Annotated in this window: 14 protein-coding genes; 6 read left to right on the forward strand and 8 right to left on the reverse strand. The window is 68.1% G+C overall.

Translation table 11 applies throughout. From position 1 onward, the window contains the following. Positions 1-18: 18 nt before the first annotated feature. Positions 19-804, forward strand: a complete 786-nt coding sequence (locus AWC25_RS18570; protein ID WP_085167245.1) for a CPBP family intramembrane glutamic endopeptidase — start codon at positions 19-21, stop codon at positions 802-804. A 3-nt stretch (positions 805-807) separates the two neighbouring features. On the opposite strand, the gene AWC25_RS18575 is transcribed toward AWC25_RS18570, so the two are convergent. From AWC25_RS18575 to modA, 6 genes are all read right to left on the reverse strand, one after another. Next, positions 808-1,857, reverse strand: a complete 1,050-nt coding sequence (locus AWC25_RS18575) for a zinc-binding alcohol dehydrogenase family protein (protein ID WP_085167246.1) — start codon at positions 1,855-1,857, stop codon at positions 808-810. A 56-nt stretch (positions 1,858-1,913) separates the two neighbouring features. Next, positions 1,914-2,192 (reverse strand): GlsB/YeaQ/YmgE family stress response membrane protein, encoded by a 279-nt coding sequence (locus AWC25_RS18580; RefSeq protein ID WP_069402400.1) that lies wholly within the window; start codon positions 2,190-2,192, stop codon positions 1,914-1,916. Between the two features lie 125 nt (positions 2,193-2,317). After that, complete coding sequence (locus tag AWC25_RS18585) at positions 2,318-3,334, reverse strand: alanine and proline-rich secreted protein Apa (protein ID WP_085167247.1); 1,017 nt, start codon at positions 3,332-3,334, stop codon at positions 2,318-2,320. A 107-nt stretch (positions 3,335-3,441) separates the two neighbouring features. Beyond that, positions 3,442-4,575, reverse strand: a complete 1,134-nt coding sequence (locus AWC25_RS18590; protein ID WP_085167248.1) for a sulfate/molybdate ABC transporter ATP-binding protein — start codon at positions 4,573-4,575, stop codon at positions 3,442-3,444. Continuing rightward, positions 4,572-5,372, reverse strand: coding sequence for an ABC transporter permease (locus tag AWC25_RS18595; RefSeq protein ID WP_069402403.1), 801 nt, complete (start codon positions 5,370-5,372; stop codon positions 4,572-4,574). The genes AWC25_RS18590 and AWC25_RS18595 overlap by 4 nt, the downstream gene beginning before the upstream one ends. Before the next feature lie 9 nt (positions 5,373-5,381). Continuing rightward, complete coding sequence (modA, locus tag AWC25_RS18600) at positions 5,382-6,203, reverse strand: molybdate ABC transporter substrate-binding protein (RefSeq protein WP_069402404.1); 822 nt, start codon at positions 6,201-6,203, stop codon at positions 5,382-5,384. A 213-nt stretch (positions 6,204-6,416) separates the two neighbouring features. Between modA and AWC25_RS18605 the strand changes: the two genes are divergently transcribed. Together AWC25_RS18605 and AWC25_RS18610 are read left to right on the forward strand one after the other, a co-directional pair. Then, the gene (locus AWC25_RS18605; RefSeq protein WP_069402405.1) at positions 6,417-7,094 is read left to right on the forward strand and encodes an SDR family oxidoreductase; all 678 of its coding nucleotides are present in this window, start codon (positions 6,417-6,419) and stop codon (positions 7,092-7,094) included. Positions 7,095-7,379: 285 nt separating this feature from the next. Beyond that, entirely contained in the window at positions 7,380-8,768 is a 1,389-nt protein-coding gene (locus tag AWC25_RS18610) for an NAD(P)/FAD-dependent oxidoreductase (RefSeq protein ID WP_069402406.1), read from the forward strand. Here the strand turns inward: AWC25_RS18610 and AWC25_RS18615 are convergent. Beyond that, positions 8,765-9,406: an urease accessory protein UreD gene (locus AWC25_RS18615; protein WP_069401814.1), complete on the reverse strand. Its 642-nt coding sequence runs from the start codon at positions 9,404-9,406 to the stop codon at positions 8,765-8,767. The genes AWC25_RS18610 and AWC25_RS18615 overlap by 4 nt on opposite strands. Continuing rightward, a complete protein-coding gene (ureG, locus tag AWC25_RS18620) occupies positions 9,406-10,071 on the reverse strand; it encodes an urease accessory protein UreG (protein ID WP_085167249.1) in 666 nt (221 codons plus the stop codon). Before ureG ends, AWC25_RS18615 begins: the two co-directional genes overlap by 1 nt. 407 nt (positions 10,072-10,478) lie before the next feature. On the opposite strand from ureG, the gene AWC25_RS18630 reads away from it, so the two are divergent. The 3 genes from AWC25_RS18630 to AWC25_RS18640 are packed head-to-tail and all read left to right on the forward strand — an operon-like array spanning position 10,479 to position 13,822. Beyond that, positions 10,479-11,216, forward strand: a complete 738-nt coding sequence (locus AWC25_RS18630; protein ID WP_142278931.1) for a hypothetical protein — start codon at positions 10,479-10,481, stop codon at positions 11,214-11,216. A 4-nt stretch (positions 11,217-11,220) separates the two neighbouring features. After that, positions 11,221-12,240 (forward strand): isopenicillin N synthase family dioxygenase, encoded by a 1,020-nt coding sequence (locus AWC25_RS18635; protein ID WP_085167252.1) that lies wholly within the window; start codon positions 11,221-11,223, stop codon positions 12,238-12,240. Positions 12,241-12,265: 25 nt separating this feature from the next. Further along, entirely contained in the window at positions 12,266-13,822 is a 1,557-nt protein-coding gene (locus tag AWC25_RS18640; RefSeq protein ID WP_244899548.1) for an amino acid permease, read from the forward strand. The last annotated feature ends 40 nt before the right edge of the window (positions 13,823-13,862 follow it).

Below are 13,862 nucleotides of genomic sequence, written 5' to 3' on the forward strand. Positions count from 1 at the left end.
CCGGTAAACTCGGCAAGGATGTCCGAGCACACCGCCACCGCCCTCGACCTGACACGGGCCGGCGTCGACCTGCACCCGGTGGTGTCGCAGCTTTCGGCGTTGCATCGCCTGCGGCTGCACCTCGACATCGCCGTGGTCGTCGCCGTGCTGGTGCTGACGAACCTGATCGCACACTTCACCACGCCGTGGGCAAGCGTCGCCGCCGTTCCGGCCGCCGCGGCCGGGCTGGTGCTGCTGATGCGCTCCAACGGCCTGGACTGGGTCGACCTGGGACTCGATCGCCAGCACTGGCGATCCGGGATGGGCTACGCGCTGGCCGCCGTGGCGGTGGTGGCCTCGGTGATCACGGTCGGTGTGCTGCTGCCGATGACCCGGCCGATGTTCTTGAACAATCACTACGCCACGGTCTCCGGTGCGCTGATCGCGTCGATGGTCATCATCCCGCTGCAGACCGTGATCCCCGAGGAGCTGGCCTTCCGCGGTGTGCTGCACGGCGCCCTGCACCGGGCGTGGGGATTCCGTGGGGTCGCGGTGGCCGGATCGCTGCTGTTCGGGTTGTGGCATGTCGCCACCTCGCTCGGGCTGACCAGCAACAACGTCGGCTTCACCCGGCTGTTCGGCGGCGGCTTCGTCGGTATGGCGGCCGGGGTGACGCTCGCGGTGCTGGCGACGGGAACGGCGGGGTTGGTCTTCAGCTGGTTGCGCAGGCGCAGCGGCAGCCTGATCGCGCCGATCGCGCTGCACTGGTCATTGAACGGCCTGGGCGCGTTGGCCGCCGCCCTGGTCTGGCACCTGTCGACCTGAGCCCTACACCAGCAGCACCGCGGCCCCGGCGATGCGGCCGTTGGCCAGATCGCGCAGTGCCTGATCGGCGTGCTCCAGCGGATATTCCGGGGTTGTCACCTCGATGTGATGCCGGGCGGCGAAGTCGAGAAACTCCCGTGCGTCGGCCCGGGTGTTCGACGTCACCGAGCGAATTTGGCGTTCCTGGAACAGGTGACGCTGATAGTTGAGGACCGGGATGTCCGACAGATGGATACCGGCGATGGCCAGGGTGCCGCCGCGGTCCAGCGCCTCGCATGCCGGCAACACCAGATCGCCGACCGGGGCGAACAGGATCGCCGCGTCCAGCGGCACCGGCGGCGGGTCCGCGGCGCCCTGCGCCGAGGCGGCGCCCAGCTCCATCGCCAGCTTGCGGGCCTGCTCGCCACGGGTCATCACGTGCACCTCGGCGCCCTGGGCCAGGGCGACCTGCGCGGTGATGTGCGCACTGCCACCGAAGCCGTAGATGCCCAACCGTCCGCCGGGCGGCAGCTCGGCGCGCAGTAGCGACCGATACCCGATGATGCCGGCGCACAGCAGCGGCGCGAGTTCGCTGTCGCTGTAGCCGCTCGGCAGGTGATGGGCGAAAGCCGCCGGGACCGTGGCGAATTCGGCGTATCCGCCGTCGGCGTCCCAGCCGGTGTAGCGCGATTCGGGGCATAAATTCTCGTCGCCGCGGCGGCAGTACTTGCACACGCCGCAGGTGTGGCGCAGCCAGGCGATACCGACCCGATCGCCCACCTGGAATCCCTCGGCGTCGGTGCCCGCCGCGGCGCCGATCTCGGAGCCGATTTGCATGACCTCCCCCACCACCTCGTGGCCCGGGGTGACGTGGTCGCGGTGCACCGGGAGATCGCCCTCGGTGACGTGCAGGTCGGTGCGGCACACCCCGCAGGCGCGAACCGCGACCAGCAAGTCGGCTGGCCCGGGCCGGGGGACGTCGGCGGTGACGCGTTCCAGCGGATCGGTGTCCATCGGGCCGGGCTGTCGTACCCGCCACGCGGTCATCGTGGTCGGTATTGACTCGGAAGCCATCACCCCATGATGCCGCCAAGGGCCACCGATCCGCTGGAGTCGCGAGTCGATTGCCGCTACAGCGTTTTAGTACGCGAGGTAGCGAACTTGTAGATCAGCAACAGGATCACCGCGCCCACCAACGCACCGAGGAACGAATGCTGGATGGGTGGGTGGATGTCGAACTTGTGTGGCGGGAAGACGATGCTGCCCAGGGTGCCGCCGACATAGGAGCCGACGATGCCCAGTACGGCCGTCGCGACCCACCCCATGGGCTGCTTGCCGGGGACCAGAAGGCGCGCAACCAGACCGACGATGAGACCCAAAATGATTAGCCAGATGATGTGCAGAACCACGACCGGCTCCTTCGAGTGTTAGCTACAGACGGGACGAACGGGGTATACCCGCTCGCGATGCAGCCAATCCCCCCGGCGATTGCCGGTGCGACGAACGGGCGTAACGCCCTTCGCGGCTCGAGCACTCAGGCGGTGTATGTCCGTTGCGGCGCCGGAGCCACTTCACTGGCCGGGGCCTGCCCCGGCGCTGGAGCGGGCGCTGCAGGGGCGGGTGCCGCGCCGGGCGCGGGCGGTGGTGCGGCGGGCGCGGTGAACGGCTGGATCGACTCGGCCAGCGCCTTGGCGCCGGCCTTGTCCACCGGATTGTTGCTGGTTCCCAGCCACACCACGAACCAGCGCTGCGGCGGACCGGCGGTGGACGCACCCGGGGCGCTGACGACACCGGTCCAGATCTGTCCGTTCGGCTTGCTCGGGTCGCTGAACTTCACCTCGTAGAACGATGCGCTTCCGGTGATGCCGTTGGCGCCGGCCAGCGGGGTGGATTCCTGGTTGATTCGCGTGCCCGGGTACGGCATGAAGAACTCGCCCATGTCCGAGCCGAGCCGGACGGCCGCCTTGCTGTCATTGGCTTCCGCACTGGCGTACAGCTTTTGGTCCAACCGTCCCATCACGATGCGGGTGTCGTTGGCGACCGGCGCGGGCTGGCCGGGCGCCGGCGGCGGACCGGTCATCTTGCTGAGCAGGGCCGAGCCGTAGTCCAGGTGCGACGCGTCCGACTCCGCCCAGCCGCCGGGCAGCAGGTAGCTGAACCCGCCGACGGGATTGGTGATGCGTGCGGCGTTGGGGTCGACGGGTGGCGGCGCATTCGGGTCAGCAGGCGGTGGCGGTGGCGCCGGCGCGTTCGGGTCGACGGGCGCGGGCGGTGGAACCGGTCCCGCGTTCGGATCCGCCGGCGCCGGAGCCGCCGGCGCGGGCTGTCCCGCGGGCTCGGGGGCGGCCGGGGCGGGCTGTCCCGCCGGAGCCGGCGCGGCCGCCGGTGGCGGTGCGGTCGTCGTTGCCGGGACCGGAGTGGGGACCTCGGGGTCGGCATAGGCGACGGCCGGCAACGCGATGGTGACGGCCCCCGCAGTGGTCACCGTGGCAACCGCCAGCGTCGACCACATTCCTTTGCGACGTGTCGAGTGTGAGTCCACCTGATCCATGGCGACGAACCTACCGTGTTACCGCTGTGAAGCAAGGGTGCCGTGCGGGCGATGCGAGCCGGTTTTCGCGATGTTGCCGGAGCGCAACCTGCGCGAGTCTGCGCAGTTCATCGCCGGCGATGCGGCCCCGCCGGATACAGCGCCACCGCCCGGGCCTTGACGGTGAACCACACCCGCTCCCCGGGGGTCAGCCGTAGCTCGGCGGCCGCGTCCACGGTGATCTCCGCGGCCAGCCCCGGGGCCCCGTCGGCCTGCTCGGCGCCGCGCACCACGACCGCCGCGCCGCGGACGTCCAGCTCCGCCACCGTGACCTCGACACAGTTGCGGGGACTGCCGTGCGGTGGCTCCCGGAACACGGAAACCGCCGTCGGCGGGAACACCGCGACCGCATCCTGCCCGGCGGCCAACTCCGCACCCGCCCGTGGGGCCGGTGACCCGTACCACCGGGTGCCGGCGTGGGTGTCCAGGGCGCCGTCCCGGCCCACGGTTCCGCCGACCACGTTGACACCGGCGATCCGGGCGGCGAACGGGCTGCGCGGCGCGGTCAGCACGTCGGTCACCGGCCCGATCTCGGCGACGTTGCCCGCCTCGAGGACCAGCACGCGGTTGGCGAGGGTGAACACGTCCAGCAGGTCGTGGGTGATCAGGATGACCGCGCAGCCGCTGCGGGCGACCACGCTGCGCAGCACCGCGCGGATGGCGGCGGCGGCGCCGACATCCAGGCCGGTGAGCGGCTCGTCGAGCAGCAGCAGATCGGGTTCGGCGGCCAACGCCCGCGCGATCGCGACCCGCTGGGCCTGACCGCCGGACAACTGCCGCGGTTTGCGGTCGGCGAGCTGTTCGGCATCCACCTCACGCAGCCAGCGCAGCGCCGTCCGGTGATCATTGCGCCGCCGGGCGGGCCGGGCGAAGGGCAGCAGTCCGCGACGCCGGCTGTGCGGTCCGAACGCGACGTTGGCGGCCACGCTCAGGTGCGGGAACAACAGCGGATCCTGCAACAGCAGCCCCACCCGGCGGCGGTGCGTCGGCACGTCGATGCCGGACATGGTGTCGGTCAGCACCCGCTCCCCCAAGCGCACCACCCCCTCGTCGGGGTGCAGCAGTCCGGCAATCACGTGCAGGGCGGTCGACTTGCCCGCCCCGTTGGGGCCGAGCACGGCGAGCACCTCCCCGGCGGCCACCGAGAACTCCACGTCCAGCCGGCGCTCGGACACGACCGCGCGAAGCTGCAGTTCACTCATGGCCGCTGCCGCACGTCCGTCCCGGTCAGGCCGGCACCGAGGCCGAGCACCACCAGCGCGGCCACCGCGACGAGCAGAATTGACAGCGCCACGGCGGCGTTCGCGTCGGTGACACGCTGCAGGTAGATCTCCAGGGGCAGCGTGCGCGTGACGCCCTGTCGGGAACCCGCGAAGGTCAGCGTCGCGCCGAACTCGCCCAGCGACCGGGCGAACGCCAGCACGGCGCCCGAGGTCAGGCCCGGCAGCAGCAGCGGCAGGGTGACCCGCCACCACACCGTGTTGGGCCGCGCCCCCAGCGTGGCCGCGACCACCTCATAGTCGGCGCCGGCGGTACGGGCGGCACCTTCGAGCGAGATCACCAGGAACGGCAACGAGACGAAGGTCTGCGCCAGCACCACCGCGGTCGTGCTGAACGCGATGCTGACACCGGCCGCCTCCAGGTACCGACCGATCAGGCCGATCCGGCCGAACGCGTATAGCAGCGCGATGCCGCCGACCACCGGCGGCAACACCAGCGGCAGCAGGATCAGCGGGCGCAGCAACCGGACCAGACGCGCGGTGCTGCGCGCCAGCACCAGGCCCATCGGAACACCCGCCAACACACACAGCACCGTGCTCGCGGCCGCCGTCTTAAGGCTCAGCCACAGCGCGGCCGTCGACGACGAACTGCTGATCAGCGCCCAGAAGTTGGACCAGTCGACCTTGACCGCGATCGCCAGCAACGGCAGCACCACGAAGGCGGCCCCGAGCGCGGCGGGGACGAACACCCAGCGCGGCAGGTTGGTGGTCCGGCGCACGGCAACGGGTCAGGGCTTTACGAAGCCAAATTGGGCCAGCACCTGCTGGCCGGCTTCGGATGTCACGAGGGCCACGAACTTCTGCGCCAACGCCGGCTGCGGCGCCTTTGTCAGCACCCCGATCGGGTAGACGTTGACCGCGTCGGCCGCCTCCGGAAAGTCGACGGTCGTCACGGACCCCTTGGCGTTCTTCGCGTCGGTGACGTAGACCAGGGCGGCGTCCGCCTGCCCGGCGGTGACCTTGTTGAGCGCATCGGTCACGCTGGGTTCCTCGCTGACCGGGTTGAGACGCACTCCCGTGCGGTCCTCGATGCGTCGGGTGGCGGCGCCGCATGGCACCGGCTGCTGGCAGGTCACCACGGTGAGGCCCGGCTTGGCCAGGTCGGCGAAGGAGGCGATCTTCTTCGGGTTGCCCGGTGCGGTGACGATGACCAGCGTGTTGGCGGCGAAGTTGGTCGGGTTCCCGGCCAGCAGCCCCGCCTTGACCACGTTGTCCATCTGAGCGGTATCGGCCGAGGCGAAAACGTCGGCCGATGCGCCCTGGGTCAATTGCGTCGCCAGTTCGGAGGAGCCGGCGAAGTCGAACTCCACGCCGCTACCGGGATTGTCGGTCTTGAACCGCGCGGCGATCTGGGTGAACGCGGGTTTCAGGGATGCCGCGGCGAACACCACGATGGAGCCGGCGGCTGGGGACGACGGGCCGGGCGACGCGGGTGCGGTGGCCGGCGGCGTCTTGGCACCGCAGCCCACCACGCCCGCAACGAGCACCATCGACAGCACACCAGACACGACACCGGACGTCATACCGGCCAGAATTCCGCTCCGACGCATGGTCAGACCCTAGCCTGGGATGGGTTGACCGCGAGTTGAACGTTGATGGTCAAAACTTTTTGAAATCGTCTGCGCGTCGTGCCCGCGGAGATTTCGCCGTATAGCTACTGTCCAGTAACATTGGTCAGATCGACGCCATAACACGCTGATATCCCAGGCATCGAGCGTCACGGCCGGGATCGGCGTCTTACACGAGGTTTACACGAGGAGGTCATGGCAGTGGAGGTGCTGGTCACCGGTGGCGACACGGATCTGGGACGGACCGTAGCCGAGGCCTTCCGCGATGGCGGTCACAAGGTGACCCTCGTGGGTGCGCGCCGCAGCGATCTCGAGGTCAACGCCAAAGAACTCGACGTCGACGCAATCGTGTGCGACACCACCGACCCGGCCAGCCTGGAGGAAGCGCGTCCGTCGTTCCCGCATCACCTGGACACCATCGTCAACGTGCCGGCCCCGGCCTGGGATGCCGGCGACCCCCGCACGTACTCCATCGCCGACACGGCCCACGCCTGGCGCAACACCCTCGACTCGACGGTGCTGTCCGCCGTGCTGACGCTGCAGGTTGTCGGCGACCACCTGCGCTCCGGCGGTTCGATCATCAGCGTCGTGCCGGAGAACCCGCCGGCGGCCAGTATCGACGCTGCCATCAAGGCGACGCTGTCGAGTTGGGTTGCCGGGCAGGCCGGCATCTTCGGCACTCGCGGCATCACCGTCAACGCGGTGGCCAGCGGACGCAGCGCGCAACCGGGCTACGACGGCCTGTCGCGCACGCCGCCGGCCGCGGCCGACGAAGTCGCCCGACTGGCGTTGTTCCTCACCACCGCGGCGGCCCGCCACATCACCGGGCAAACTCTGCACGTGAGCCACGGCGCGCTCGCGCGTTTCGCTTAATTCCTCGTTCGTCGGGCGGCCAGGCGATCGTTAGCCTCGGGCGGCGTGGGTATACCCCAGAGGTCATCATCGCCGTGTCAGGCGCACCGGGCTGGCTACGCCTCGTGTAACCAAGGTCGCATCCAGCGGCCGGCATGACGCGAATCACGTTGGCGTGACCAGGGTTAATGGCCGATGTGTTTGATTACACAGGCTTACTACCTGGGTTTGGCCGCGGCGGGGTGACTACCGTAATAGCTAACTTTAGCCGCATGACACGAAGCCCCGTCAGGAGCAATTCAAGCAATGAGCCCTCAGCCAGAAGCCACAGTTGAACCCAAGCGACGGCACCGCGTCGTGATCATCGGATCGGGGTTTGGCGGACTCAACGCGGCAAAGAAGCTCAAGCACGCCGACGTCGACATCAAGCTGATCGCCCGCACCACGCATCACTTGTTCCAGCCGTTGCTCTACCAGGTCGCCACCGGGATCATCTCCGAGGGTGAAATCGCCCCGCCGACCCGCGTCGTGCTGCGCAAACAGCGCAACGTCCAGGTGCTGCTCGGCAACGTCACCCACATCGATCTGGCCAATCAGCGGGTGCATTCCGAGTTGCTCGGGCATGGCTACGAAACCGATTACGACAGCCTGATCGTCGCCGCCGGCGCCGGCCAGTCCTACTTCGGGAACGATCACTTCGCCGAGTTCGCGCCCGGCATGAAGTCCATCGACGACGCGCTCGAATTGCGCGGCCGCATCCTGAGCGCCTTCGAGCAAGCCGAGCGGTCCAGCGATCCCGAGCGCCGCAAGAAGCTGCTGACCTTCACCGTCGTCGGCGCCGGCCCCACCGGCGTCGAAATGGCCGGGCAGATAGCCGAATTGGCCGAGTACACGCTGAAAGGTGCGTTCCGGCATATCGATTCGACCAAGGCGCGGGTGATCCTGCTGGACGCGGCCCCGGCGGTGCTGCCGCCGATGGGAGAAAAGCTCGGTGAGCGCGCCCGGGCCCGGCTGGAGAAGATGGGCGTAGAGATCCAGCTGGGCGCCATGGTCACCGACGTCGACCGCAACGGGATCACCGTCAAGGATTCCGACGGCACCACCCGCCGCATCGAGTCGGCCTGCAAGGTGTGGTCCGCGGGCGTACAAGCCAGCCGGCTGGGGCGCGACATCGCCGAGCAGTCGCCGGCCGAGCTGGACCGCGCCGGCCGGGTCAAGGTGCTGCCCGACCTGTCGGTCCCCGGCTACCCGAACGTCTTCGTCGTCGGTGACATGGCCGCCGTCGAGGGCGTGCCCGGGGTCGCGCAGGGTGCCATCCAGGGGGCGAAGTACGTCGCGAGGACGATCAAGGCCGAGCTTGCCGGGGCGGACCCGACCCAGCGTGAGCCGTTCCAATACTTCGACAAGGGCTCCATGGCCACCGTGTCTCGGTTCTCTGCGGTCGCCAAGATCGGTCCGCTGGAGTTCAGTGGCTTCATCGCCTGGCTGATGTGGCTGGTGCTGCACCTGGTCTATCTGATCGGGTTCAAGACCAAGATCACCACGCTGTTGTCCTGGACGGTGACATTCTTGAGCACGCGGCGTGGCCAGCTCACCATCACCGACCAGCAAGCATTCGCCCGAACCCGGCTCGAACAGCTGGCCGAACTGGCCGCCGAGGCCCGCGAGTCCTCGCCGACTCGCGCGGCCAGCTAACCGTTCAGGCGGTCGGCCTGCCAGGTGCTCAACGTTCCGCCCCCCGCCAATGTCAGCACGGTCGAATCGGCCGGCATGTCCGTGAAAAGCGCTGCAGGGTAGCAGAATTCGCTGATGGTTGCGCGTGGCGCCCCGATGCTGTCGTCGGCCAGCGAGCCCGCGCCCAACTCCATGCGGTGCCGCAGCAACGGCCGATCGTTGCGGTCTGCCCACAGCGACCCGGACCAAAAGCCGTCGCGCTCGTTGCTTCTGCCGACCTGAACGCGCTCGCGGAAGCGAAGCCGACCACCGTCACGCAGGACCACGCCGACCGCGGACAGATGGCGCGCGTCGGCCGCCACGACCGTCGGCTCGAGGTCGACGTCGAGTGTCCCGCTCACCTCGATGTCCCAGTGCCCGTGCGACGTGGGCGTGTTGGGCCCGGGCAGGGCCAGCGCGCCGGCGGCGCTGCGCAGCTTGAGCACCGCGCCCGCTTCGACGACGACCGTGATGTTGATGGTGTCACCGCCCAACGGGGTGGCCGCCGCCGACACCAAGTGCACCGTGTCTTCAGCGGTGCATCGTGCCTGAATACCTCCGCTGCACTCGATGCGCGGCCAGCGCTGCCGCGACGCGACGACGCGCACCTCGGAGTGCATCAGTTCGCCAGTTGGGCGCGAACCCAGGCCACCACCTCGGACGCGGCCGGATCTTTCGTCAATGACTGCAACACCGTCGGCCGCCCAGCGCGCACGGAGTCGGCGTCACGGGCCATCACGTCCAGATCCGCCCCGACCAGCGGGGCCAAGTCGGTTTTGTTGACCACCAACAGATCTGAGTAAGTCACCCCCGGGCCGCCCTTGCGTGGCACCTTGTCGCCCCCGGCCACGTCGATGACGAAAATCTGCACGTCCACCAGGCCCGAGGAAAAGGTCGCCGTCAGGTTGTCCCCGCCGGACTCGACGAGGATGAGGTCCAGCGGGTCGTGGGCTGCGATCAGATCGTCGATCGCGTCCAGGTTGGCGGTGATGTCGTCGCGGATCGCGGTATGCGGGCAGCCACCGGTCTGCACGGCCGCGATCCGATCCAGCGGCAGCACGGCGTGTTTGCGCAGGAAGTCGGCGTCCTCGGTGGTGTAGATGTCGTTGGTGAGCACCGCCAGCGACAGTTCGTCGCGCAGCTGCCGGCACAGCGCGGCCACCAACGCGGTCTTGCCCGAGCCGACCGGGCCGCCGACGCCGATGCGCAGCGCCTCCCCCGGGCGCCGCTGTCGCTTCGGGCGCTCGATGCTGGGATGGGGGTGGCTGTGTGAATGTGCTGGCATCTCGTCTTTCCTGCTCGGCGGGTCTGAAGGCAGCGTATCGGAGCGCGTCAGCAAACCATCGTCGATGCCGCGACGGCCGCGGCCCGCTCGTCGCGCCGGTGCGTGTCGGCAACCTCCGCGATGGCAAGGATGCGTCCCGGCCCGATGGCGGCCGCGAGGCGAACCGCGTTGTCCCGCCAACACGGGCACCGTCCAGCAAACGGCTCGACGGCACCGGTCCGCCGCACGGGAAGCCAGACCGGCAACCCGCCCAGGCAACTACATCCTGGCTCGAAGATGCTGTGCCCCAGCGTGTTTGACGCTAAAGGAGTGCGCGACCCGAAACAGGCTTGAAACATGGAGCTCATCAGCATGATTCAAATCACCCCTAATTTTCTATCAGTCGATAGAAAATTAGGGGTGAATGGATGTCTGCATCGGCTCCGACGGTCGAAGATCTGTGTGGGGTCTGGTCGCGCCGCTCGATCCGGTGGCCTAATGGGCGGTCGGACACCACCACGCGGGTGACCTGGATACAGGGTCGGCAATGGTTCGTCGACCTGCGCCGGCCCGCCGTGGATCCGGCGGTAAGCCCATCCCCCGGTGGCGAATGCGCGCCGCGGATGGACGCCTTTGCCGGCCGCCTTAGCCAAAATGACTCGGACAGAGCGCAATTCATGTGGGACCACACCATCGACTGGTCGCCGGACCCACGCCCCGATGTTGGGCGACTGAGGTGGGAAGGCGACGCTCTGGTCGAGGAGGGCGTTCTCGAGCCATACCGCGAGGTGTGGATTCGGACCGAACGCCACGAGCCGGAAGACTCGGCGACCGCATTGCTCCACGACGACACCGGACGGGTTGCCCTGCTGCTGCGGTCGGCCGGCGTCTTCGGATACGCGGTGAGTCGCGGTCCTGACGGGCAAGCCGGCCGAGGTCCCACGGACTGTGAGGTTGCGATCGGGACGATCGATGACAAGGGCTGGTGGGTAAGCAGTTCCACCAGAAGCGATGCGGCTGAGTTCCCGATCGTGGTCAACGTGGGCACATCGCAGGCGCAGATGAGCGCGGACACTCCCATGGTCCCCCCCTGCCTTCTGACCGGGCGTTGGCAGATCGGCCAGCTGACCGGCGACCCGGCCCTGCTTCAGACGAGTGAGGTGTAACCCGATGTCAGCTCCAACGTCGTTCGATGCGGTGCCCGAGATCGACATCTCCGGGTTGGCATCCGCGGATCCGTCGGTGAAAGCCGCAGTCGCGCAACAACTCGGCGAGGCCGCCCACCGGGTGGGATTCATGTACGTCAGCGGCAGCGGCGTACCGGATGAGGTCTTTGACCGCATGCACGGCGCGTCGCAACGTTTCTTCGACCACTCCATGGACGCGAAAATGTCGGTCTACATCGGCAACTCGACCAACCACCGCGGCTACGTGCCGCAGGGCGGCGAGGTGTTCGCCGGCGGAACCGCCGACAAGAAGGAAGCCTACGATTGCGCGCGTCACCGCCCCGACCGCGCCGGCAGCACCGCCCTGAGCGGCCCCAATCAGTGGCCCGCTCTTCCGGGTTTTGCCGAGGCCGTCACCGAATACTACGAGGCGGTGTTCGGGGCGGGCCGCGCGATCATGCGCGGGTTTGCGCTGTATTTGTCGGAACCCGAGGACTATTTCGATCGGTATTTGACCGATCCACCGAGCCAGCTGCGGTTGATCCATTATCCGGTCGACGAGACGGCCACCGACAGCCCGGGTATCGGCGCCCACACCGACTACGAGTGCATCACCCTGTTGAAGGCGACCCAGCCGGGACTCGAGGTGCTCAACGGCGCCGGGCAGTGGATCGACGTGCCCCCCCGGCCGGGATGTTTCGTGGTCAACATCGGCGACATGCTAGAACTCTGGACTAACGGCCTGTTCGTCGCCACCACGCACCGGGTGCGCAAGGTGGTCAGCGAAAGATACTCCTACCCACTGTTTTTCAACGTCGACTACGACACGCTCGTCGAGCCGATGCCCAAACTCTGCGCCCCCGGCCAGCCGACCCGCGGCCGGCTCAAAGCCGGCGACCACCTGTTCGCGCAGACCGCGCAGAGTTTCGTCTACCTACGAGACCGCATCGAAGCGGGCGAGCTTGCCCTGCCGGCCGGCTCGCTGGCCTTGTCGTCATTCGGCCATCCCACTCCACAATCTTGACGGCCAGTCGTGAAGGGAAAAGATGATGGAACACAACGTCATTGAACAAGAACAAGAGGACGTCAGCGAGAGTCGCGCGCTGGCCTCCTTCGGCTACCAACAGCAGCTCCACCGGAAGATGGGAAGATTCGCGTCCTTTGCGGCGGGCTTCTCTTTCATCTCTGTGCTGACCGCCGTGTTCCAGCTGGCCGGGCTGGGCTTCAGTTTCGGCGGGCCCGCCTACGTGTGGACATGGCCGGTGGTGCTCGGCGGACAGCTGCTGGTCGCGCTGTGCTTCGCCGAACTCGCGGCCCGATACCCGCTTTCGGGCGCGATCTATCAGTGGGCTAGCCGGCTGGCCAACCCCGTCTTCGGCTGGTTTGCCGGGTGGATCATGATCATCGGCCAAATCGTCGTCATGACCAGCGCCGCCGTCGCTCTGCAAGTGGTGTTGCCCGAGATCTGGTCCGGCTTCCAGCTGGTGGGCGGCGACCCGTCACCCACATCCAGCTCCGGTGCCCATAACGCAATCCTGTTGGCGGGCATATTGATGACGCTGACCACCATCGTCAACGTCATCGGCATCAAGCTGATGTACATCATCAACAACTGCGGCGTCGTATCGGAGATAACCGGTGCCGTTGCCATCATCATCCTGCTGCTCGTGCACAGCCGCCGCTCGGGCGAGGTGTTGGCGAGCACCGGCACCATCGGCCATGCCGGATACTTCGGCGCCTTGCTGTGCGCCTCGTTCACCGCGGCGTACGTGCTGGTGGGCTTCGACAGCGCGAGCGAGATGTCCGAAGAGACCCATAACGCGCGAAGAATTGCGCCGCGCACCACATTACGCGCGTTGTCGGCGGCCGGCGCCCTGGGCTTCGGAATCATCGTCGTGACCGTGCTGGCCGCGCCCAGTCTCAGCGACGGTCGGCTCGCCGACGAAGGACCCGCATACGTGGTGGCGACCGTATTGTCCGGAGCGACCGGCAAGATCCTGCTGATCATGGTGGCGATTGCGATTTGTGTTGCGACATTGGCGATTCAGACGGCCGGCTCCCGCATGCTGTTCTCGATGGCCCGCGACCGCCGCACCCTGTTTCACGCCGCGCTGTCCCGCGTACCCCGTCGGACCGGGACCCCCGCGGCCGCGGCCATCGCGATCGGGCTCGGCGCCATCGCGGTGCTGCTGCTCAACCTCGGGCCGCAAGCGGCCTTCGTGGCAATGGAATCCACGTGCATCATCATCATTTACCTGGCCTACCTCATGGTCACCGGCGCGATGCTGGTCAACCGGCTGCGTGGCGAGGCCGTGTTCGGTGCCGGCGCCGTCGATGATCACGGGCAACGTGCCTTCAGCATGGGGCGTGCCGGGTTGTGGGTCAACGTCTTGGCGGTGGGATACGGGGCGGCGATGTTCATCAACCTGATCTGGCCGCGCCAAGCCATCTATGACCCCCAGGGCGGTCACTGGTACCTGCAATATTTCCCGTTGGTGTTCACCGCCGGCACCCTCGTCGTCGGAGCTGTGCTTTACAGCGCGGTCCACCGCGGGCCGCAGCAGGTGCATGGCACGCAGTGGGCGATGGTCCCCGCCGCCGAGTGACCCCGGGCCGCCCTGACGGCTCGGGCGGCCCGGGTCGGCG

Source organism: Mycobacterium sherrisii (genome assembly GCF_002102355.1).
In the GTDB taxonomy this organism is placed as follows: domain Bacteria; phylum Actinomycetota; class Actinomycetes; order Mycobacteriales; family Mycobacteriaceae; genus Mycobacterium; species Mycobacterium sherrisii.

What these genes read in the sequence shown, in the direction of transcription:
- AWC25_RS18575 (WP_085167246.1), bottom strand. Translation starts at nt 1,857, where the DNA reads ATGGCTTCCGAGTCAATACCGACCACGATGACCGCGTGGCGGGTACGA.
- AWC25_RS18615 (WP_069401814.1), bottom strand. Translation starts at nt 9,406, where the DNA reads ATGCACTCCGAGGTGCGCGTCGTCGCGTCGCGGCAGCGCTGGCCGCGC.
- AWC25_RS18630 (WP_142278931.1), top strand. Translation starts at nt 10,479, where the DNA reads ATGTCTGCATCGGCTCCGACGGTCGAAGATCTGTGTGGGGTCTGGTCG.
- modA (WP_069402404.1), bottom strand. Translation starts at nt 6,203, where the DNA reads ATGCGTCGGAGCGGAATTCTGGCCGGTATGACGTCCGGTGTCGTGTCT.
- AWC25_RS18605 (WP_069402405.1), top strand. Translation starts at nt 6,417, where the DNA reads ATGGCAGTGGAGGTGCTGGTCACCGGTGGCGACACGGATCTGGGACGG.
- AWC25_RS18640 (WP_244899548.1), top strand. Translation starts at nt 12,266, where the DNA reads ATGGAACACAACGTCATTGAACAAGAACAAGAGGACGTCAGCGAGAGT.
- AWC25_RS18570 (WP_085167245.1), top strand. Translation starts at nt 19, where the DNA reads ATGTCCGAGCACACCGCCACCGCCCTCGACCTGACACGGGCCGGCGTC.
- AWC25_RS18585 (WP_085167247.1), bottom strand. Translation starts at nt 3,334, where the DNA reads ATGGATCAGGTGGACTCACACTCGACACGTCGCAAAGGAATGTGGTCG.
- AWC25_RS18590 (WP_085167248.1), bottom strand. Translation starts at nt 4,575, where the DNA reads ATGAGTGAACTGCAGCTTCGCGCGGTCGTGTCCGAGCGCCGGCTGGAC.
- AWC25_RS18635 (WP_085167252.1), top strand. Translation starts at nt 11,221, where the DNA reads ATGTCAGCTCCAACGTCGTTCGATGCGGTGCCCGAGATCGACATCTCC.
- AWC25_RS18610 (WP_069402406.1), top strand. Translation starts at nt 7,380, where the DNA reads ATGAGCCCTCAGCCAGAAGCCACAGTTGAACCCAAGCGACGGCACCGC.
- ureG (WP_085167249.1), bottom strand. Translation starts at nt 10,071, where the DNA reads ATGCCAGCACATTCACACAGCCACCCCCATCCCAGCATCGAGCGCCCG.